Annotated in this window: 15 protein-coding genes; 1 reads left to right on the top strand and 14 read right to left on the bottom strand. The window is 59.9% G+C overall.

Annotated features, from left to right (window positions below; translation table 11 throughout):
* Nucleotides 1–19: 19 nt before the first annotated feature.
* Both ABUA09_RS04285 and feoB read right to left on the bottom strand, forming a co-directional pair.
* Complete coding sequence (locus tag ABUA09_RS04285; protein WP_158453383.1) at nucleotides 20–184, bottom strand: hypothetical protein; 165 nt, start codon at nucleotides 182–184, stop codon at nucleotides 20–22.
* A gap of 10 nt (nucleotides 185–194) precedes the next feature.
* Entirely contained in the window at nucleotides 195–2648 is a 2454-nt protein-coding gene (gene feoB / locus ABUA09_RS04280) for a ferrous iron transport protein B (RefSeq protein WP_033118178.1), read from the bottom strand.
* Nucleotides 2649–2914: 266 nt separating this feature from the next.
* Here feoB and ABUA09_RS04275 point away from each other — a divergent pair, with 266 nt between their 5' ends.
* Nucleotides 2915–4393, top strand: a complete 1479-nt coding sequence (locus ABUA09_RS04275; protein ID WP_033118179.1) for an N-acetylmuramoyl-L-alanine amidase family protein — start codon at nucleotides 2915–2917, stop codon at nucleotides 4391–4393.
* A 140-nt stretch (nucleotides 4394–4533) separates the two neighbouring features.
* On the opposite strand, the gene ABUA09_RS04270 is transcribed toward ABUA09_RS04275, so the two are convergent.
* From ABUA09_RS04270 to ABUA09_RS04215, 12 genes are all read right to left on the bottom strand, one after another.
* On the bottom strand, nucleotides 4534–5661 hold the full coding sequence (locus ABUA09_RS04270; protein ID WP_208318904.1) for an SLC13 family permease: 1128 nt from the start codon (nucleotides 5659–5661) through the stop codon (nucleotides 4534–4536).
* Complete coding sequence (locus tag ABUA09_RS04265) at nucleotides 5636–7303, bottom strand: formate--tetrahydrofolate ligase (RefSeq protein WP_208318906.1); 1668 nt, start codon at nucleotides 7301–7303, stop codon at nucleotides 5636–5638. Before ABUA09_RS04265 ends, ABUA09_RS04270 begins: the two co-directional genes overlap by 26 nt.
* A gap of 51 nt (nucleotides 7304–7354) precedes the next feature.
* Entirely contained in the window at nucleotides 7355–8659 is a 1305-nt protein-coding gene (locus ABUA09_RS04260; protein ID WP_058118081.1) for a hexokinase family protein, read from the bottom strand.
* Nucleotides 8660–8737: 78 nt separating this feature from the next.
* Nucleotides 8738–9799 carry a galactose/methyl galactoside ABC transporter permease MglC gene (locus ABUA09_RS04255; RefSeq protein WP_075704273.1) on the bottom strand — a complete coding sequence of 354 codons (1062 nt, stop codon included), beginning with the start codon at nucleotides 9797–9799 and terminating at the stop codon, nucleotides 8738–8740.
* Between the two features lie 15 nt (nucleotides 9800–9814).
* Nucleotides 9815–11314, bottom strand: a complete 1500-nt coding sequence (locus ABUA09_RS04250; RefSeq protein WP_033118183.1) for a sugar ABC transporter ATP-binding protein — start codon at nucleotides 11312–11314, stop codon at nucleotides 9815–9817.
* 184 nt (nucleotides 11315–11498) lie between these two features.
* A complete protein-coding gene (locus tag ABUA09_RS04245; protein ID WP_058118082.1) occupies nucleotides 11499–12656 on the bottom strand; it encodes a galactose ABC transporter substrate-binding protein in 1158 nt (385 codons plus the stop codon).
* A gap of 188 nt (nucleotides 12657–12844) precedes the next feature.
* Nucleotides 12845–13846 carry a galactose ABC transporter substrate-binding protein gene (locus ABUA09_RS04240; RefSeq protein ID WP_338135505.1) on the bottom strand — a complete coding sequence of 334 codons (1002 nt, stop codon included), beginning with the start codon at nucleotides 13844–13846 and terminating at the stop codon, nucleotides 12845–12847.
* Between the two features lie 15 nt (nucleotides 13847–13861).
* The gene (locus ABUA09_RS04235; RefSeq protein ID WP_349949102.1) at nucleotides 13862–14776 is read right to left on the bottom strand and encodes a sugar ABC transporter substrate-binding protein; all 915 of its coding nucleotides are present in this window, start codon (nucleotides 14774–14776) and stop codon (nucleotides 13862–13864) included.
* The gene (locus ABUA09_RS04230) at nucleotides 14776–16575 is read right to left on the bottom strand and encodes a sensor histidine kinase family protein (protein WP_343120946.1); all 1800 of its coding nucleotides are present in this window, start codon (nucleotides 16573–16575) and stop codon (nucleotides 14776–14778) included. Before ABUA09_RS04230 ends, ABUA09_RS04235 begins: the two co-directional genes overlap by 1 nt.
* A gap of 65 nt (nucleotides 16576–16640) precedes the next feature.
* Complete coding sequence (locus tag ABUA09_RS04225) at nucleotides 16641–18221, bottom strand: response regulator (RefSeq protein WP_058118084.1); 1581 nt, start codon at nucleotides 18219–18221, stop codon at nucleotides 16641–16643.
* A 20-nt stretch (nucleotides 18222–18241) separates the two neighbouring features.
* Nucleotides 18242–19279, bottom strand: coding sequence for an aldose epimerase family protein (locus ABUA09_RS04220; protein WP_208318911.1), 1038 nt, complete (start codon nucleotides 19277–19279; stop codon nucleotides 18242–18244).
* On the bottom strand, nucleotides 19276–20559 hold the full coding sequence (locus ABUA09_RS04215; RefSeq protein ID WP_033118188.1) for a galactokinase: 1284 nt from the start codon (nucleotides 20557–20559) through the stop codon (nucleotides 19276–19278). Before ABUA09_RS04215 ends, ABUA09_RS04220 begins: the two co-directional genes overlap by 4 nt.
* Nucleotides 20560–20690: the final 131 nt, after the last annotated feature.

Raw genomic sequence — 20690 nt, 5'->3', positions numbered from 1 at the left:
ACCGGAGGCGGTTCTCACTTTACCGCTTCTTATTTTTGCCGCAGCGCTTGCCACAGGATGCACAGTTCCCGGTGCACCCTCCACAGCCGCAGTCTCCCCGTATCTGACTTTGAATGTGGCGAATCAAGTAGAAAAGGGCCCAGACGACCAGCACGGCAATCCCGGCATAAATCACATATTTCATCCCATGCGCCTCACCGGAACAGCAAGCTTCCGATCTGGAATACCAAAAAGGACCCCAGATAGGCCGCTCCGATCTGCCAGGCAATGGACCGCAGCGTCCACTGGAGAGAGTTCATCTCCTTGCGAATGGTGGCTACTGCCGCCACGCAGGGGACATAGAGCAGTACAAAGACCAGAAAGGCGTAAGCGGCCACCGGCGTCTGGAAGGTGCCCGACAGCGCCCCGGCGATGGCCGCGCCGCTGTCTCCCAGGGAGAAGCCATAAAACATGCTCATAGAAGACACCACCGCCTCCTTGGCGACCAGGCCGGAAAGCAGGGCCACCGCCGCCTGCCAGGTACCGAAGCCCAGCGGCCGAAGGACAGGGGCGATCAGGCCGCCGACGGCCCCCAGGAAAGAGTCCCCGGCATCCGCCACCATGGTGATCCCTCCGTTCCAGCCAAAGCTCTGGAGAAACCACAGCACTACGCTCATGGCCAGGATCAGAGTACCCGCCTTGACCAGGAAGCCCCGCACCTTTTCCCAAACGTGCATCATGCAGTTCCGAAAGGTCGGCAGGCGGTAAGGAGGCAGCTCCAGCACAAAGGCTGCCGGCTCCCCCCGAAACATGGTCTTCTTCAGGATGAGGCCGGAGAGAATGGCGCAGCATATCCCGATGACATAGAGGGAAAAAACCACAAGCCCGCTGTACCTGGGAAAGAACGCCGAGGCCATCAGTCCATATACCGGTAACCGCGCGGAGCAGGACATGAAAGGCACCAGCATGATGGTCATGCGGCGGTCCTTTTCATTCTCCATGGTCCGCGCCCCCATGACCGCCGGAACCGTACACCCAAACCCCATCAGCATGGGGATGAACGCCTTTCCCGAAAGGCCGAAGCGGCGCAGGAGCCGGTCCATGATAAAAGCGGCCCGCGCCATATAGCCGGAGTCCTCCAGGATGGAAAGGAACAGAAACAGCAGGGCGATCTGGGGCAAAAAGGTAAGCACACCCCCCACACCCGCGATCACACCCTCCACCAACAGGGAGTTGACCCAAGGCGCCACTCCGGCGGCAGTGAGAGCCCCGTCCACCCATCCGGCAAACCAGTCTCCCACCAGCGTCTCCACTCCGTCGGAGAGAAGGGAGCCCAAGGGGCCAAAGGTAAGCGCGAACATAGCCAGCATCATCAGGAGAAAGACCGGTATGGCCAAATATTTGTTGGTCACAATGGAATCGATCTGATCCGAGCGGGTCAGCGCACCGTGGGGTCGGCCCTTTTTCACAGACACCCGGACCACATTTTGTATGAACTGGTATCGGCTGTCCGCGATGAGCGTCTCCCGGTCACCCAAGGCATAGGCATCCTCATATTCCCGGCAGACGGACTCCAGTCTGGATTTTGTGATCTCGTTGAGGTCCAAGGCCTTTTCCACCAGCTCATCTCCCTCGATGAGCTTGATGGCCGTCCAGTGGGCGGGCAGCCCCACCGCATAGGCTCGGTCATGGATCAGCTCCCCCACCCGATGATGGATCTGGTGGGTATAGTCGTCGTAGAGGTCGTCGGGCTCTACCGTAACTCCCACGTGCATCTGCTCATGAGCGATGCGGAGCATCTCCCCCACATTCTCACCCGAGCGGGCCGTGATAGGGATGACCGGTACGCCAAGGGTCTCGGAGAGCCGTGCCACATCGATCTGATCCCCGTGCTTCTCCACCTCGTCCATAAAGTTGAGCGCAATGACCATCGGCCGCTCCAGCTCCAGAAGCTGGGCCGTGAGATACAGATTGCGCTCGATGTTGGTGGCGTCTACAATATCGATGATGGCGTCGGGTTTTTCTCCCACGATGAAATCCCGGGCCACGATCTCCTCCATGGAGTAGGGAGAGAGAGAGTAGATGCCCGGCAGGTCCACAATGGTGACATCCTTACCGTCTACCTGGGCCCTGCCCTCTTTTTTCTCCACCGTAACACCGGGCCAGTTGCCCACATATTGGTTGGACCCGGTCAGCGCATTAAAGAGCGTGGTCTTGCCGCAATTGGGGTTTCCCACCAGTGCCAGCTTCATCTCCCGGGTATCGTGACTGGCATAGTCCGGCGGACCCGCGTGGTATTCCCGCTCATGCTCATGGTCGGCGTTCATCCGCCGGAGCATCTCCTCATCGGGGATGTGCTGGACCATTCCTTTCCGGCGGCTTCGCTCCATACGACAGGCCTGCGCCTCCGCGTCGCTGGCGGTGACGGCGATCTGGGCCGCATCCTCCTTCCGCAGGGAGAGCTCATAACCCCGTATATTCACCTCAATGGGGTCCCCAAAGGGCGCCACTTTCCGCACGGTAACATAGGTTCCCGGCGTAAGGCCCATATCCACCAGTCGGCGTTTGACGGGCCCCTTATCGCTCCCCACCCGCAGGATCACTGCGCTGTCACCCGGGGTGAGGTCCATCAGGGTCCCGCCCCGCCGCTGCTCTGTTGTTGCTTCCATTGCAACTACCTCGTTTATTAGTTCGTTTTAACTTTCGACGCGCTCATTATACTATACCTCGTGTGGAATGACAAGCGAAACTCTCCCGTGTCTCCAGCGGAGCCGGGGCCTACCCCCAAAAACTGTGGAAATGCTGGAAGTGTCCCCACTTTCCACTCCCATCGCTGGCAAAATTTATGTCAACTAATTTTCTCCCGTTCCATTGACGAATTCAGTCCTATCCTATAAAATAAAAGGGATTTTTCCGACTAAGGAGCGGTCCTCATATGCGACAAAAAATTCCATCTCTCCTGCTGGTCCTGGCCCTGCTGTGCTCTCTGACGGCGGCTTGGGCGGCCCCGCCCAACGGAAGTCTCTCTATTGAGCTATGCGACTGGAATGCCAAAACCTATACGCCTGCCACTGCGGAGGCAGTGCGTTTGACCCTCAACGGTGAGACGCTCTCCGGAGACGTACCGGCCATGATCATCGATGGGCGCACCCTGGTCCCTGTGCGGTTGGTAGGTGAGGCGCTGAGCGCCCAGGTTTTGTGGGTCCAGCAGACCGGACAGGTTATTTTAAAGCGCGGAGAAGACCTTATCGTTCTTACACTGGACAGCGACAGCGCGGTGGTCAACGGCGTCCCCGCCTCTCTGCCCGATGGCGTCCCCGCCCAAGTGGTCCGCTATCAGGGCGCGGACCGGACGATGATCCCTCTCCGTTTTGTCTCCGAGCAGCTGGGCGCGGAGGTCCTCTGGGATCAGGAGACCTACTCGGCCCATATCACGGCGGACACATCGGAGGAACCCACGCCCGACCCGCTTCCACCCGAACAGTCGGATAAACTGGTCACCGATATTCAGGCCGACGCCAATGCGCAGACCGTGCTGATCACCACGGACCACACACCTGAATACCAGGTCATGGACCTGGGCGACCGGCTGGCCGTGGATGTACTGGGTGCCTCCCTGAGCTCCGGTTTCCCGGGGACGATCGTTGTAGACAATGAGCTAATCTCCGCTGTTCGCTATGCAGAGCACGGACCGGGCCTGCGCGACGGCTATGACCACGTCGTCCGGGTAGTGCTGGACTTGCAACCCGGAATCTCCTACGCGAAAAATGTAACGGTAGAGGCCCAGGAAAATGGCGTTCTGCTCACCACCTTCCTGGAAAACCGGGACGATGTGGACTTTACTCCCACTGTCCCCATCGACCCGGAGAAGTCCACCATCGTCATCGATCCCGGCCACGGCGGCAGCCGCCCCGGCGCCCGGTATGAGGGCATCGCCGAAAAGGATATCAACCTGGCGGTGTCCAAAAAACTGGAGACTCTCTTGAAAAATCACGGCTACAATGTGGTCATGACCCGCAGTACCGACGTCGATGTGGGACTCTATGAGCGTGCGGACATTGCCAACGCCGTAAACGCCGATCTCTTTGTCTCCATCCACTCCAACGCTGCGGAAAACCGCCCGGACTATCAGGGCATCTATACCTATTACCACCCCTCCAGCCGTCGGGGCGCCCGGCTGGCGCAAGCCATTCAAACTCCGCTGTGCCGTATGACCGGCGGCATTGACCGCGGCATCAAGGACGCCGATTTCGTGGTCATCCGTGAGACCAAGATGTGCGCCGTACTGGTGGAGATGGGTTTTATGACCAACCACGAGGAGCTCATGAATCTTATTGATGACAGCTATCAGGACAAACTGGCCCAAGGCATCTCCGAGGGCATTGTCAGCTACCTGAATAGCCTCCAATCCTGAAAAGGGTCTCTGCAATGCAGCCTCAGACTGCGGGTGGACGGAATACATGAAAAAGTGATGGGTGCAGCCGGATCTGGCAGCGCCCATCACTTTTTCAGCATACCCTCTGGAGTCCTATTTTTACAATGGGTCTCTTCCCTCTACCGAAACAGCCAGGCAGCCACGCCCATCAGTAAAATGCCCACACCGTTCACCACCAGGAACAGCCCCAGATAGCTCCCTGGCCGGGCCCCCTGTGAGCGGAGATACAATTTGAGCGAGATCAGGCTGGCCAGAGAGGCGATCGGCGTCCCCAGGCCGCCTACATCCGTGCCGACCAGCAGCCCGCGCCAGTCTTCCGTAAATCCGGAGAGCAGCACGGCGGCGGGCACATTGCTGATCACCTGACTGGCCAAGCCTGCGGTCATGGCCGTGTTGCTCCCCAGCAGCCCCGTGAGCAGCTCCCGCACTGTCGGAATGCGCCCCAAATTGCCGGAGAAAAGGAAAAAGCAGACAAACGTGGCCAGCAGCCCATAGTCCACCCGCAGGAAAAGAGGTCGTGTGCAGAAAAGCGCCGACAGCACCACCACTGCGAACAGCACGCCGTATGGCAGCACCCGAAACACGGACAGCAGACTCAATCCAAAAAGGACCAGCATCAGCCATAACAGCCCTTTGTTCTCTATGTTGCGTGCTTGACAAAATTGTACCTCAATCGCCTCGCCGCTGACACAGAGCGCCGCGGTGCAGAGTCCCAGCAGGCTCACCGCCGTCAACGGCAGCATGACTGCGAAGAAATCTCCCATCGGAATCTCAAATTTGGAGCAGAGAAACAGATTCTGTGGATTTCCTACCGGTGTGGCCATGCTGCCCAGGTTTGCCGCTACCGTTTGAAGCACAACAAGATACGCCAGACGTTCCTGCCGTCCGATCAGCTCCAGCATCAGGATAGCAAACGGGACAAATGTAAGCAAAGCCACATCGTTAGTAATGAGCATGCTCGAAAAGAAGGGCAACAGGACCAGCGCCAGGCTGAGGATACGGAAGCGTTTCCGACCGACCAGCAGACGTTGGGCCAGGACCTGGAAAAGTCCAGTCTCCTCCAATCCAGCCACCACCAGCATCAAACAAAACAGCAACGCGAGCACCCTTATATCCAGGTAGCCCAAATAGGTCCGGTCCGGCGGCACAAACAGCATGGACACTACAGCGCAGAAGAAGGCGATGCACAGCACCGCCTCCCTCTTTGCGAACCTGCCCAGTTCAGAACAGACCCGTGATTTTCCCATTTTCGTCCACATCGATGTTCTCCGCCGCGGGTACCTTGGGCAGACCGGGCATGGTCATGATGTCTCCGGTGAGCACGACCACAAAGCCCGCTCCGGCGGACACCTTGGCCTTTTGTACCGTGATGCGGAAGCCCTCAGGAGCGCCCAGCTTCGCCGCATCGTCGGAGAGAGAGTACTGCGTCTTTGCCATACATACCGGAAGCGTTCCATAGCCCAGCTCTGTGAGGCGCTGGAGCTCCTTGTCCGCAGCAGGGGCATAGTCCACGCCGTCCGCGCCGTAGATTTTCCGGGCCACGGACTCGATTTTCTCCTTCAGAGACAGCTCAGAGGCATAGGCGAAGCGAAAATGCTTCGCCCCCTCCTCCAGAATGCGCAGGACCTCTTCCCCCAGCTCCACGCCGCCGGCGCCGCCTTTGCCCCACACCTCGGAGAGGGCCACCCGGACGCCGTATCTGCCGCAGGCCTCCCGAATCATCCGCACCTCGGCGTCCGTATCGCTCTCAAACTTGTTGATGGCCACAACGGCGGGCAGACCGTATACCTTTGTAATATTCTCCACGTGCCTGAGCAGGTTGGGCAGGCCGCGTGCCAAGGCCTCAAGATTCTCTTTCCCCAGCTCGGTTTTGGGGCAGCCACCGTGGTGCTTGAGGGCGCGGACGGTGGCCACAATGACCACCGCGTCCGGTGAGAGCCCGGCGGCGCGGCACTTGATATCCAGGAACTTCTCAGCGCCCAGGTCCGCGCCGAAACCCGCCTCCGTAACCACATAGTCCCCCAGCTTCAGAGCGGCATCTGTGGCGGAAACGGAGTTACAGCCGTGGGCGATGTTGGCAAAGGGTCCACCGTGGATGAAGGCGGGCGTATGTTCCAGCGTCTGGACCAGATTGGGGCGGATGGCATCCTTCAGCAGGGCGGTCATAGCCCCCTGCGCCTTCAAGTCAGAACAGTATACCGGCGCCCCCGCACGGTTGTACGCCACCACCATACGGCCCAGCCGCGTCTTCAGATCCATGAGGTCAGAGGCCAGACACAGCACCGCCATGATCTCGGAGGCCACTGTGATATCAAATCCGTCCTCCCGGGGCACACCATTCACCTTGCCGCCCAGCCCACAGACGATGTTCCGGAGCTGGCGGTCGTTCATATCCACGCACCGCTTCCAGGTGATGCGGCGTACATCGATATCCAGCGCATTCCCCTGCTGAATATGGTTGTCCAGCATAGCGGCCAACAGATTGTTGGCCGCGCCGATGGCGTGGAAGTCTCCGGTAAAATGGAGATTGATGTCCTCCATGGGCACCACCTGGGCATAGCCGCCGCCGGCGGCCCCGCCCTTTACGCCGAACACCGGGCCAAGAGAGGGCTCCCGCAGCGCCAGCACCGTCTTTTTTCCCAGCAGCGTGAGGGCGTCTGCCAAGCCTACGCTGGTGGTGGTCTTTCCTTCGCCGGCAGGCGTAGGATTGATGGCGGTCACCAGAATCAGCCTGCCTTTTCTGGGCCGGTCCCGCAGGGCCAAGGTATCCACCTTGGCCTTGTACTTACCGTAGTATTCCAGCATCTCCTCGCCAAGTCCCACCTTGGCTGCGATCCGGGAGATGGGCAGCATTTCCGCTGCCTGTGCGATCTCAATGTCCGACTTCATCCATGTTTAACCCCTTTCCATTCTCTTTCGGAGCATCCGCTCTGTCATATGTCACGGGTTGAGGAGCGCCGCGGCGGCGGTGCCGATCAGATTTGCATCCGCCACCTGCCGGAAGGCATAATATCTGCCCAGCCGTCCGGTGATATATTCGGCGCACAGCCGCTCCAGCTTGCCCCGGAACAAATGTCCTTTGTAGAAGGTGGACCCCTCCGCCACGATACAGGCGGGCCGATGGATCCGCATACCCGCACCGGTCTGGAGCAGGATTCCCGCCAAGTTGGCGCACACCAAGCGGGCCGAGCGTTCCACCAGGCGATCAATGATGGTATAGACCATCTCCCGGTCCTCCTCTTCCTGGCATATACCGGCCAGCACCCCATTTCCATAGGGTCGGGCGCAGAATGCGTCGGCCTGGACCATGGTAAGACCGTCCAGCTCCAACAAGCGCTGAGAAGAGCCCGGAGTAAAAAGTCCGTCCATGGCCCCCTGGCGCAGAGTCCGGTAGACCACCTCTCCCTGGTAGCGGCCCGACACCATTTTCTCATAATGGCACATGCCAGGATCCACCGAAGCCTGGTCCAACTGCCTGTCAAACTCCCCCTGGCACCCTCCGTCAAAGCGCGCCGACTCCATATTGACGAGCATATCACCCTTCTCCCAGGGCGTCGTCACCCGTTTCAGGCGCTCCGGCCGCTCTGCATAGCAGGTATTGACGCCGGTGCCATAGATGAGTCCCACATAGCCGTCGAACACCTCATCCCGCAGCTCTGCCACGCCGCCCAGCAGTGCGGCCACCGTGTCGTTCAGGACCACAAAGCGTACCCCCGCCGCCCCCTTCGCCTCCAGAGCGGCGGAGAGGTCCCGTCCCAGCTCCATGCCCTCAAACCCAACGATCCGGACCTGTTTGGCGATCCCAAGCACCCTCCCATCCCGGTTTGGAAGGCTCTCGGCGGCATAGGAAAAGCACAGCCCCACCCGGCGGCTCCGGTCCGTAAGGGGCAGGATTGCATCCGAGACCTGTTCTATGAACTCCGCCCAAGTGATGGCGCTCTGGGAGCCGGGCATGGGAAACACGCTCAGGTCCTCCACCTCCGTTCCTTCTGGGTGGACAGTAACAAGGCCGATCCTGAAATTGGTGCCCCCGGCGTCGATGACGATGGTGGGCTCCTCCTCAGGGACCTCTCCCTCCAGGGACAGATAGGTGGGCAGCATCATCATCCAGGCATCTTTTGCTCCCTGGAGCCCCCGCTCCATATCTCTTTGAAACGCCCGGGCACAGGCATCCACATCTGTAAAAGAGGGGTCCATGCCATATGCTTTGAGAAATTCTTCCACACGTTCCACCGCGTTGGGCATTTTTCGTCACCTCACTTGTTCATTGCAAAAAGCGGGACGGGTTGTCACCCGCCCCGCTTCTCTATTCTACCTGTTTTCTTACTTCTTGGCAAGGTATTTCCGCATATCCAGCGCACATGCAAAGAGAATAATGGCGCCCTTGATAAGATAGAAAAAGTTCTGATTCATGCCGGGGATCATATTCAGACCGATAAAAATCAGCCGGAGCATGAGCACGCCGATCACAATACCGCTGATCTTGCCAATACCGCCGACAAAGCTGACTCCGCCGATGACGCAGGCCGCGATCGCGTCCAGCTCATAGTTGAAGCCGGTATTGGCCGTATTGGAGGCGATACGGGCACCCTCGATAAAGCCGGTAAAGCCATACATGGCGCCGGCCAGGGCAAACACCATGACCGTAGTGAGAAACACATTCACCCCGGAGACCCGAGCGGCCTCCTCATTGGAGCCCAGGGCAAACATGTTCTTGCCAAACTTGGTCTTATTCCAGATGAACCACATAACAAAGGTGAGGATCACGGCGTAGAGGACGTACCAAGGCACGGACGCACCGCCGATATTGAACATTTCCCCCTTGACGAAGTCGGTATAGCTCTTATCCAGGTTGGCGATGGCCATACCGTTGTTGTTACCCATGGTCACGTAGATCAGCAGCAGGGTATAGACGATGAGCTGGGTGCCCAGGGTGACGATAAACGGATGGAGCTTGAACTTGGCCACAAAGAAGCCGTTGAAGGCTCCGATGGCGGCGCCGATGACCATGGCGACGACGATGACCACGGGGATGGGCAGCGCGCCGATCTCCGGCCACATCTTATTGGCCATGTTGAGGGTGCTCTGCAGCAGGGAAGCAGATACACAGGCGGTCAGGCCCACGATACGTCCGGCCGACAAGTCGGTACCGGTGAGAACAATACAGCCGCCGATGCCCAGAGCCGCGGGCAGATAGGCCGCCGTCTGGGAAATGATGTTGACAATGGAGCCGGTGCTCAGGAAATTCGGGTTGATGATGGCAATGTAGATGACGGCAATGACCATCAGGATGATCAGGGCGTTATTGAGGACGAAGTTGCCCACCTTTTGGGGTGTGATCATGCCACGGGCCGACGTCTGAAGATTCTTGGACTCTTGACTCATATCGCTTTCCTCCCCTTATACATATTTGGCCGCCAGGGTGAGGATTTCCTCCTGGCTGGTATTCTTGGCATCCACCTCGCCTGCCACCTGGCCGCCGGACATCACCAGGATACGGTCGCACACGCCCAGCAGCTCCGGCATTTCAGAGGAGACCATGACGACCCCCTTGCCCTGGTTTGCCAGATCGATGATGAGCTGATAGATCTCGTACTTTGCGCCCACATCAATGCCGCGGGTCGGCTCATCCAGCAGCAGGACTTCCGGCTTGGTGAGGAGCCACCGGCCGATGATGACCTTCTGCTGGTTGCCGCCGGAGAGGGCACGGATCTGGGTGCTCTGACCAGGCGTTTTGATGTGCATGGCCTGGATCGCCCAGTCGGTGTCCTCCTTCATCTTTTTGTCGCTGAGGCAGATGCCCCCCATCAGGTAGCTGTTGAGATTCGAGATCACGGTATTTTCCCGGATGTCCCGGATACCGAAAATACCGGTGGCCCTGCGTTCCTCCGTCAGAAGGGCGAAGCCGTTTTTGATGGATTCCTTGGGCGTACGGTTTTGGATCGTCTTTCCATGGAGCTTGATCACGCCGCCGCCCTTAGTCATGGCGCCGAAGAGATTCTCCAGCACCTCAGTACGGCCCGAGCCGTCCAGACCGGCGATCCCCAGGATCTCTCCCTTCCGGAGCTGGAACGAGGCGTCCCTGAGGCGGGTATATTTGCCGGAGAGATGTTCCACCTCCAGGATGGTCTCACCCGGCTCGTTGGTCTTGGGCGGGAAACGGTTGGTGAGCTCACGGCCTACCATCAGCTTGATGATCTCATCCATGGTAAGCTCCTTGGCGGGCCGTGTGGCCACCCAGGTCCCATCACGCATGATCGTAACATCGTCGGAGATACGGAGGATCTCCTCCATCTTATGGCTGATGTAGATGATGCCGCAGCCCTGGTCCCGCAGCATATTGATGATGCGGAAGAGATGCTCCACCTCGGTCTCCGTCAGGGAGGAGGTAGGCTCGTCGAACACAATGATCTTGGAGTGGTAGCTCACCGCCTTGGCGATCTCCACCATCTGCCGCTTGGAGACGGGCAGCGTACGCATGATGGCGCTGGGGTCCACCTCCACCTCCAGATCGCTGAAGATCTCCTTTGTCTTTTTCCGCATGATCCCCTCGCTGACCATGATACCGCCCACGGTGGGGTACCGTCCCAGCCAGAGGTTGTCCTGAACGCTGCGGGTCAGGGCCTGATTGAGCTCCTGGTGGACCATCGCCACACCGTTCTCCAAGGCCTCCTTGGAACTCTTGAAGTTGACCTCTTTGCCATCCAGGACGATGGTACCGCCATCCTTGCTGTAAATGCCGAACAGGCACTTCATCAGTGTGGATTTTCCCGCGCCGTTTTCTCCCATCAGGGCGTGAACGGTACCGGGACGGACGGTGAGGGAGACCTTGTCCAGGGCCTTGACGCCCGGGAACTCCTTGGAGATGTCACGCATCTCCAGCAATGCGTTTTCTTGCATTTGCATCCTCCTCTCTGTTCTGTGGCTCCTTGTGAAGCCGACGCTTCAGACGCGACGGAGCGCGGCGCGGCTGAAGCAAGGGCTTCCCAAGTCGATTGGGAACGAGCGGGGCTGCCGATGGTTGGCAGCCCCGCTCGGCCATTTGTGCTATTGATGCCGGGGATCTCGCCAGGCGGGGCCGATATCAGTCCTCGCTGTTGGCGTCGTAGATGCCGTAAGGCACGCGGATCTTGTTGACCTTGACGCTTCCATCCTCGTTCAGGTCGACATTGTACCCGCCGTCGGCATTGATACCGTCCATCAGCCCGGCGCCGCCGCTGACGTTGCCGACCAGGGCGGTGATGGTCTCCGCCATACCCACGGCGTCCTGTTTGACGGTAGCCGTCATCTGGCCGGCCTTGATGAGGGCCTTGGCGGAATCGGTGGCGTCCACGCCAAAGACGGGGATGCTCTTGCTGCCCTCCTCGCCGGTGTTATAGCCGGCGGACTGGAGCGCGGAGACAGCACCTTCGGCCATACCGTCGTTGTTGCAGATGACCAGCTCGATCATATTGCCGTTGGCCTCGGAGTAGGAGGACAAGTTGGTGCTCATAAAGTCGAAACCGGCCTGAGAAGACCAGGAGCCGTTGGGGTCGACCTGATACTTGGTGGCGGCGTCGGCGCCCATGAAGTACTCCAACTCAGGCTTGCCGGCCTCGACCAGGACAGCGTTGGCGTCCTCCACGCCGTACTGGGTGCGGGCCTCAGCCTCGGCATTGCCTTCCTGCCCCTTCATCATAGCATAGGTGATCTTGCCGTCGCCGTTGAGGTCCACGGCGTCCCAGTTCTCTACCAGGTACTCGCCGATCATCTTACCCTGCAGGTGGCCGGCCTCGGGAGCGTCGGTGCCCACAAAGGCGCACTTCTCGTAGCTGTTGACCACGTCGTCGGAAACCTCGCGGTTGAAGAAGATGATGGGAATATCCTTGGCCTTTGCGGCGTCAACGGCGCTCTGGGCGGCCTCGGGAGAGGCGGTCTCGACAATGTTGACGATCAGCAGATTGTAGCCGTCGGTGATGGCGGTGTTAATCTGGTCGGTCTGGGTGGGCTGGGAGTTGGCGCCGTCAAAATCCTGATAGGTCACGCCCAGCTCGTTCAGCTTGGCGTCCAGGTTGGTACGAACGCTGGTGATGTACACGTCGGAGTACTGATAGTAGAATACACCGACCTTCAGATCGCTGGCAACGGGAGCGCTGGTATCTGCGGGAGCAGGCGTGCCGCTGCCGCTGCCGCCGGAGCAAGCGGCAATGCTCAGGCACATGGCCCCGGCCAGGAGCAGAGCAGACAGTTTCCTCAGTTTCATGGAAAAATCCTCCTTGATTTTGATTGGCGAATGTTCGCCTAGTAGTATCCTACCGAAAAAGGGGACAAATAGCTATAGGAAAAATTACTTGATTCCATAAATAATCTCTCCACACCCTCCGTGTTTTTGGCTATGTTGTCCAATCCATGAAATTTTTTATGCTTCAAAAAGTCCTGCAACCCTTGCAATTACCAGCTTTTTTGCATGTGCATGGGGATCAGCACCGTCTGATCCTTGATTTCTGCCGCCTCCTCGGGCGTCTCATTCAGAGCCAGGGCCCGTGCCAAGCGGAAAATGGTCTCTCCATGGGCGGCGTAGTCCATGACCACCGTCCCCAAAAGTCTCTCCTCTCTCACCGCCTCCAGACCCTGGGGCGTCCCATCGATCCCCACAATGTTATGAAAGTCCATGCTCAGCCGCTCCACGGCATCGGCGGCGCCAAGCGCCATATCGTCGTTGTTGCACAAAATGAGCTCCAGATCCGGATACCGCTCAAAATATCCCTCCGTAAGAGCGGCAGCCTGGTTCCGGTCCCAGTTTGCAATGCCGCCGTCCACCCGTTCCAAGGGTATCCCCCCATCCTTCAGCGCCTGTACGGAGACCTCGGTACGGATCATGGCATCCTGGTGGCGGCTCTCACCCTCCAGCATCACGTATTGGAGCACGCCGTCCCCGTTAAGATCCAGGGACGCGGGGTCCTCCTCCCACTTGTCCAGCACGATCTGGGCCTGGAGCTGGGCGGACTGCCGGGCGTCGGAACCCACATAGTATACCCTGTCCCAGGTCTGCAAATCCTCCTGGACGGGTTCCCGGTTAAAAAATACCACAGGCACATCGGCGGACCGTGCCTTATCGATCACGTGGGCGGCGTCGGTGCGGTCCACCAGATTCACACACAGCACATCGTAATCCAGGGAGAGGAACCGGTCTATCTGCTCGTTCTGGGTGGTCTGGCTCTCTCCGGCATCGGAAATGGTGAGATAGACCCGCTCGCCGTTCTCCTTGCTCCACGCCTCCACGCTCTCCTGCATGGCCGCAGTCATATTGGAGATGTAGGTGTCGTCTCCTTTATAGACTGCCACGCCGATCCGCAGGGGGGACTCCTCATGTTTGCCCTGGCCTCTGCATCCGGACCCGGCCAGCAGCAGGAGCGCGCCCAGCACAAGCGCGCTTGCCGCCCGTCTTTTCACAATGTCCCCTCCCTTCTATCCGATGGGGAACAGGATCTGATCCATGGGGTCGGTAAACATGTTCTCCGCCGTGGCCACATAGGACTCCAAAACGCGGTTTTCCTGGCGCTCCCCCTCCAACTGGGCAATCACGCTCAACAAGCCGAGATAACCCGCGTCGTAATCGCTTTGGACCGCCAGCGCTGCGGCCTTCCCCTCCTCCAGATCGTGGAGGAGCTGGTTGGACGCCCCCATGCCGTATACCTGCAACGTGCCGCCGCTGCGCTGACACAGCGCCTGGGTCATCTCCGGCTCCAGTGCCACGGCGGCCCGACCGTCCGGCAGTACAAAGTCCTCCTCCGGGTCCACAGTAACTTGTTCGCAGGCGATCCTCCTCTCCAAAAGGCGGGTGACCAGCCCCTGATACCGCTGGGACGCGGCCTCCCCCGCCCCCCGGGAAAGATATACAGTACAGGCGCTCTGCCCGTCGGCAATGATGGCGTCGGCCAGTTGTCTTCCCATCTCCGCCGGGTCGGATGAGATATAGCATCCCACATCCGCCCCCTTCAGCTCCGGACCCACCACCGCCACCGCCAATGTGGAGGGGGCCTCCCGCAATCCCGCCGCAAGCAGTGTTCCGTCCACCGGTATGAGCACCACGCCATCGGCTTCCGCCTCCCACTCCCCGCGTAGCGCATCCACCTGAGCTGGCCCCGGCTCCCCCTCATAGCGTGAGAGGAACCGCACGTCCACATTGTGCTTCTGCGCCGCCTGGTTCACCCCCCGACGAAAGCTCTGCCAGTAGTCCTCGCCCGCTCCATCCAGCAGGACGGACACCCGGTAGATCCTGGGAGCATCCGTGGCAAAGGCATTCTGAAACAGCATGGCGCCCAGCGCGGAGAGCAGCACCAGAAGGACACCGAAAAAGATGCGCTTCTCGATCCTTCCCATCACGTATCCTCCATTTCCCCATAAGGAACCGCGGGCAGATGCAGCGTGACCGTGGTGCCCTCGTCTGGCTCCGACTGGATACTCACGCCGTACTGAGGGCCGAAATAGAGCCGGATGCGCTCCTGCACGTTCTTCAGACCGATCCCCGAGCCTTTTTTTGTGCTGTCCCTGCGGTTGGATTCCGGTCCGGTGGTGAGAAGGCTCTCCACCACATCCTGGGTCATGCCCAGGCCGTTATCGGCCACCGTGATGGAGAGCGCTCCATCCGAGACCCCGGCCCTGATCTCGATCAGCCCGTCCCCGTCCATAAAATCCATGGAGTGGTAGATGGCGTTCTCCACGATGGGCTGGACCACCAGCTTGATGGTGGAGAGATTTTCCGCCTCAGCGGGGCAGTCGATCCGATAACGGAACTTATTCTTGTAGCGCATCTCCTGAATCAAGAGATAGTTGCGCACATGCTCCAGCTCATCCTTCACCGGGATGATGTTGCGGCCCTTGGAAAGGCTGATGCGGAAAAAGCGGGCCAGAGCGGTGACCACCCGTACGGCGTCCTCCCGCTGTCCGTTTTCGATCATCCAGACAATGATATCCAACGTATTATAGAGAAAATGGGGATTGATCTGTGCCTGAAGGGCATTGAGTTCACTTTTCTGCTTCTGCTCGTGCTCCCGCACCATGTCTTCCGTAAGCTGCCGCATCCTGTCTACCATACCCTGGACCGCTGTGCCCAGCTCCCGCGTTTCGGAGGTCCCGCCCACATAGATCGGCAGGCTCTCCCCGCCCTCCTCCACCCGTCCTACCGACTCCTTCAGCTTCTGGATGGGATCGGTGAGCTTTTTGGAGAGGAGCACATTCATGAAGATCAGCAGTTCAAAGTAAGCGCAGAAAATGACCAGTACAAAGAGGAGATCCTGACTGGACCCCATCGTAAATCCCGGCTGGTCCACCACGCCGACCACCTTCCACCCGGTATACCCCACGCCCCGGACAATGATGGAGCGCTTCTCTCCATTCCACGTCTGCGTATAGATACCGTCCCGGTAAGCCGCCGCCGTCTGGTTTCCTTCCGTCACCAGCCCCGACGCGATCAGCGAACGCTCCGGATGATAAATGAGCACCCCATCCCCGTCGATCAGGTACACGTATCCGCTGCCGGAGAGCTTCACGCTGCTGAAAAGACTGGCAAGGGCGCTGTATTTGAGATCAATGAGCAGAACGCCCAACTGCGTGTCCTTTCCCCGCGTGAGTTCCACGGCGCAGGAGAGGGAGATCACCCACTTGTAATTGTGCTCTGCATCCACGAAAAGGTTTTGGACCGCCGGTATCCCGAAATGGAGGTTTTCCGTGCGCTCCATTGCCCGGGCAAACCAGGGCGTCCCCCGGACATCCACCCCGGAGCGCAGCTTGGCCGCAGGCGCGGTGGCCACCACCTCTCCGTCACCGGTGAAGAGGACCATATTCTCCACATAGTCGCTGTAGGTATTATAGAGCAGCCGCATCTCCTCGCTTACCGAATGTTCGTCCAGGTCGGTATTTTTGACCACATTGTAGTAGATGGAATCAGAGAGCCGGATCATGTCCCGGAGATAGGTGGCCAGGGACTGGTTGACCTGCTCCACCAACATCTGATTTTCCCCCTCAATGGTGTCGTCCAGTTGGGTGGAGAACCGGGCGTACAGCGTGACGCCGGTGAGGAGAATGGCCAGCAGCGCGCTGACAGTAAAGGAGGCGAACATGGCATAGCGGATGGTTCCCCTGGAAAATCGCGTCCCGATCCTCTCGATCAGCTCCCGCAAAACCGGACCTCCCCCCTTCTGAAACGGTTTTTAGGCGCCGTATGCAGCCGCCCCTTGAAAACAGCCTATTTGCGGAACTGCGACGGCGATATTCCAAACCTCTTTTTGAAGACGTAACTGAAATAGTTGGGCTCGTCATAGCCCACCTTTTCGGCCACCAAATAGGTCTTGTCATCCGTAGTGCGCAGCAGCTCCACCGCGTGCTCCATCCGCACGTCGGTGAGATACTGCACATAGCTGCGCCCCGTCTCCTGCTTAAAGATGTTGGAGAAATAGGACTGACTGATGTGCAGATGTCCGCACAGCCGTTCCACCGACAAGCCGGAGTCAGGATAGTTCTCCCGGATGTACCGTTCCGCCTCCTCCACCAGCCGTTTGGCCGTGGAGACCCGGCGCTGGTCCATGCTGCCGCTCATCTTGAGACAAACACCCAGCAGCCAATCTCGCTGCCGCTGATCCGGAACCTCCCCGGTCAGGAGTGGGAGCCACTCCCCTCGGTCGCCCAGCATCTCCTTCTCCCCCAGGCGGTACCGCTGGATGATGGGCAGAAGCGTTCCCAAAATGCCGATCAGCCGGGCCTGGCTGCTCCAGCCCTCTTCTCCGGCATAGAGAAGCTGATCCACCAGAGCGGCGATCTGCTCCTTCGAGCCGAACTTGATTGTGGACAAGAGTTGCTGCTCCCGGTGGTTATCCTGCTCCACCGGGCTTCGGTCCAGGCGCTCCATGTCCTGGATGTAGATGGGCTTTCCACCGCCGGTGACCGCCTTATATTCAATGGCGGCGCGCGCCTCCGCATAAGAGCCGTGGAGCTCCCCCACGTTCCGGCAGGGCCGCCCGATGCCCACGGTCACCGTCACACCCAGGATCCGGGCACACTGATCGCACACCTCTCCCATCAGGCTCATCAGCGTTTCAATGGGGTCCTGGTCCCAGCCCGTCATCACGATGACGGAGGAGAGGCTCAGGAAAATCTCCCGGCGGCAGCGTCCCCGCAGAGCGTCGTCCACCATCTGGCGGACCGAGACCGGCACCAGTTCGTCCGAAAGGGGCTGGCTCTGCCCGGTCCGGTGGCCGATCTCACACACGGCCACCACCTGTTGGGCGCACATCCCGATATCCATGCCGAAGCGTTCTATCTGCCGCTCCAGCTCCCCGCGCTCCATGGGGCCCAGAAGCAGCTCCTGCAAAAATTTCTCCCGCAGCAGCGGCAGGCTCTTTCGGTATACCTCCGTGAGTTGGGCAATGTTCCTCCGCTGGGCGAATTCTTCGTCCAGCAGGTTCCGCACCCTGCCCAGAATGTCCGTGAGCTCTTCGGCGTTTACCGGTTTGAGTACATATTCCACCACATTGAGCTTGATGGCCTCCTGCGCGTATTCAAACTCGTCAAATCCGGAGAATACGATCAGCTTCAGATTGGGCTTGCGTCGGGACAGCTCTGCCCCCAGCTCCAGCCCGTCCATGAAGGGCATTTTGATGTCGGTGAGCACCACATCCAGGTCCAGCGCTTCCGCTTTCTCAAGGGCGTCTCTGCCGTTCTCCGCGTCGGCCACGATCTCAAAGCCCACTGCTTTCCAGTCTATCTTATGGGCGATGCCCTCCCTGATCTCGGCCTCATCGTCCACGATCATGATTTTATAGAGGCTCATTCGGGCACCTCCCATCAGATTCAGTCATGGCGGAATGCGAACACGATCTCCTGCTGATAGATCTCGCCCGCCGCCAGCACAACGGTGGGGAAGGTCGGTTCGTTGACGGCGTTTGGAAAGCCCTGCCCTTCCAGTGCCACTGCCCCCCGCGGCACATAGGACGCGCCGGACTTGCCCTGCCTGGCGCTCAGTCCGTTGGCGGTGTAGACCTGGAGCCCCGGCTGCGTGGTGCTCAGATGCAGCGAGATCCCGCTCCCCGGCGCCCGGAGCACAGCTGCCTCCCGCAGGCCGTCGCCGCGCAGGATCCAGTTATGGTCATAGCCTCCTCCCAGTCTGATCTGGGGATGGGTCGTGTCCCAGCCCTCCCGCAGGGCCCTGGGCTCCCGCAAATCAAAGGGAGTACCCACCACTGAGGCAATGGTCCCGTTGGGACAGCCGTCCTCCGCCAGTTCGGTAAAGGCAATGGCGTCGATGGACAGGGTGTGCTCCCCCACCTCCCCCGCCCCCTGGCCATTCAGATTCCAGTAGGCATGACCGGTCAGATTTACCACCGTATCCTCATCCGCCTCCGCAGTCAGCCGCAGACACAGGGCGTTGTCCTCCGTGAGGGTATAGGCCGCTTCCACACGCAGGAGGCCCGGATAGCCCTCCTCGCCGGCCGGGGAGGTGCGCGAAAAGACGACGCTTTCTCCCTCCAGACGGTGCTCCCAAACATACCGGTCGAATCCCCGCGCGCCGCCGTGGAGGTGGTTCGCCCCCTGATTGACGGTCAGAGCGTACTCTCTGCCGCCCAAGCGGAAGCGCCCTCCCCGGATCCGGTTGGCACACCGCCCCACCAGCGCGCCCAGATAGTCGCCGTTCGCTTCGTACTCCGCCACGGAATCAAACCCCAGGCACACGTCCCGGGGCTTCCCATCCCGGTCCGGCACGACCATAGACCGGAGCCGCGCCCCATAATCCAGCACCTCGGCACAGGCTCCCGCGGCGTTCTCCATGCGCAGCAGCGTCACCGGGCGCCCCTCTCTGGTATGTCCAAAGGAGCGGATGGTGATACTCATGCCTCCGCCTCCACAGGGACGCCGCCCGCCGGACGGACGGCCAGGACATGGCAGGCGCCCGCTCCGAACACCTTCTCGATCTCCTTTCGGAAGCGCTCCAGGCCGGCCACGGGCACAAAGGCCTGCACCGTGCCGGCAAACCCGCCGCCATGGACCCGCCAGGCCCCGTCTCTCTCCAGCAGGCGGGCACAGAGGGCCAACGCCAGGGAGACGCTGCGCTCCTCCGCCTTATGGGCGGGATAGATGTTTTGCAGAAGGTCCATGGAGGAGCGCCCCGACTCCCGCACAAGGGCCAGGAAGCACTGGAAATCCCCCTCTTTCAGCGCCGCTGCCTGGCGGAGCACCCGCTGATTGTCCCCATAGAAGTGCATCGCCCGGAGAAGGGCCCGGTCCGACACCTTTCCCCTGAGCTCACCCAGGCGGGTATAAAACTCCGCTTCGCTGGTCCTGCCCAGCACATCCTGCCCCAGGCATTTGGCCACGGCGCACATCTCCTGGGGAATGGCCGCATATTCGTCGGTGAGATCTGCATGGCTGCCCCCGGCGTCGATGAGGCACAGCGCGTAGCCATAGTCAGCGGGCCGGCAGGGAATGGACTCCACCACCGGGGTTCCGGGGTCTGCGAAGTCGATGAGGCAGAAATCTCCCACCGCAGAGGCGCACTGATCCATCAGCCCGGAGGGCTTTCCAAAGTAGACGTTTTCAGCGAACTGTCCCACCTTGGCGATCAGCACCGGCGACATTTTTCCATGATTATACAGGCCGTTGAGGATGGTCCCCACCAGCACCTCATAGGCGGCGGAGGAGGAGAGCCCCGAGCCGGGCAGCACATCGGAACTCACATAGGCATCAAAGCCACCAAACCGCAGGTCCAGTTCGTAGAGCCGGGCCACAATGCCGCGGATCAGCGCGGCGGTGGTCCCGTTCTCGGCGGGTACGATCTCCAGCTTTTCCAGGTTGATGCGCTCCTCGCCGTGTCCTTCCGAGTAAATACGGATCACATTGCGGTCATTTTTGGCGCAGATGGCCACCGCATCCAGCGTCACTGCGGCGGCCAGCACCCGCCCCTGCTGGTGGTCGGTGTGGTTGCCGCCGATCTCGCTGCGGCCCGGTGCGGAATAGAGTTCTATCGGCCGGTCTCCGCCAAAGCGTTCGCCGAATTCCTCCGCAATATGGAGATACCTCTTCCGCTGCCCCTCCCAGCAGCCGGGATACAGCCTTTGAAAAGTCTTGTCATACGCCCCCGCGTGCAGTGCGGCCTTTAGTTCCTGTACGTTCATCTTCTCACTCCGCCCTTCTCAAGGCCCGGGCGCGCCTCCATACCGTCCGCGCGCGCCGATCCGGTTTCTTACATTTTAACCTGTTTTGCGCCCCATGACAAGGCTCAATTCGTTGAAAGCGCAGGGGGACG

The organism is Intestinimonas sp. RTP31139st1_F5_RTP31139_211217 (assembly GCF_040226735.1).
GTDB lineage: Bacteria > Bacillota > Clostridia > Oscillospirales > Oscillospiraceae > Intestinimonas > Intestinimonas butyriciproducens.
This window is presented reverse-complemented; position numbering and strand designations above follow the sequence as displayed.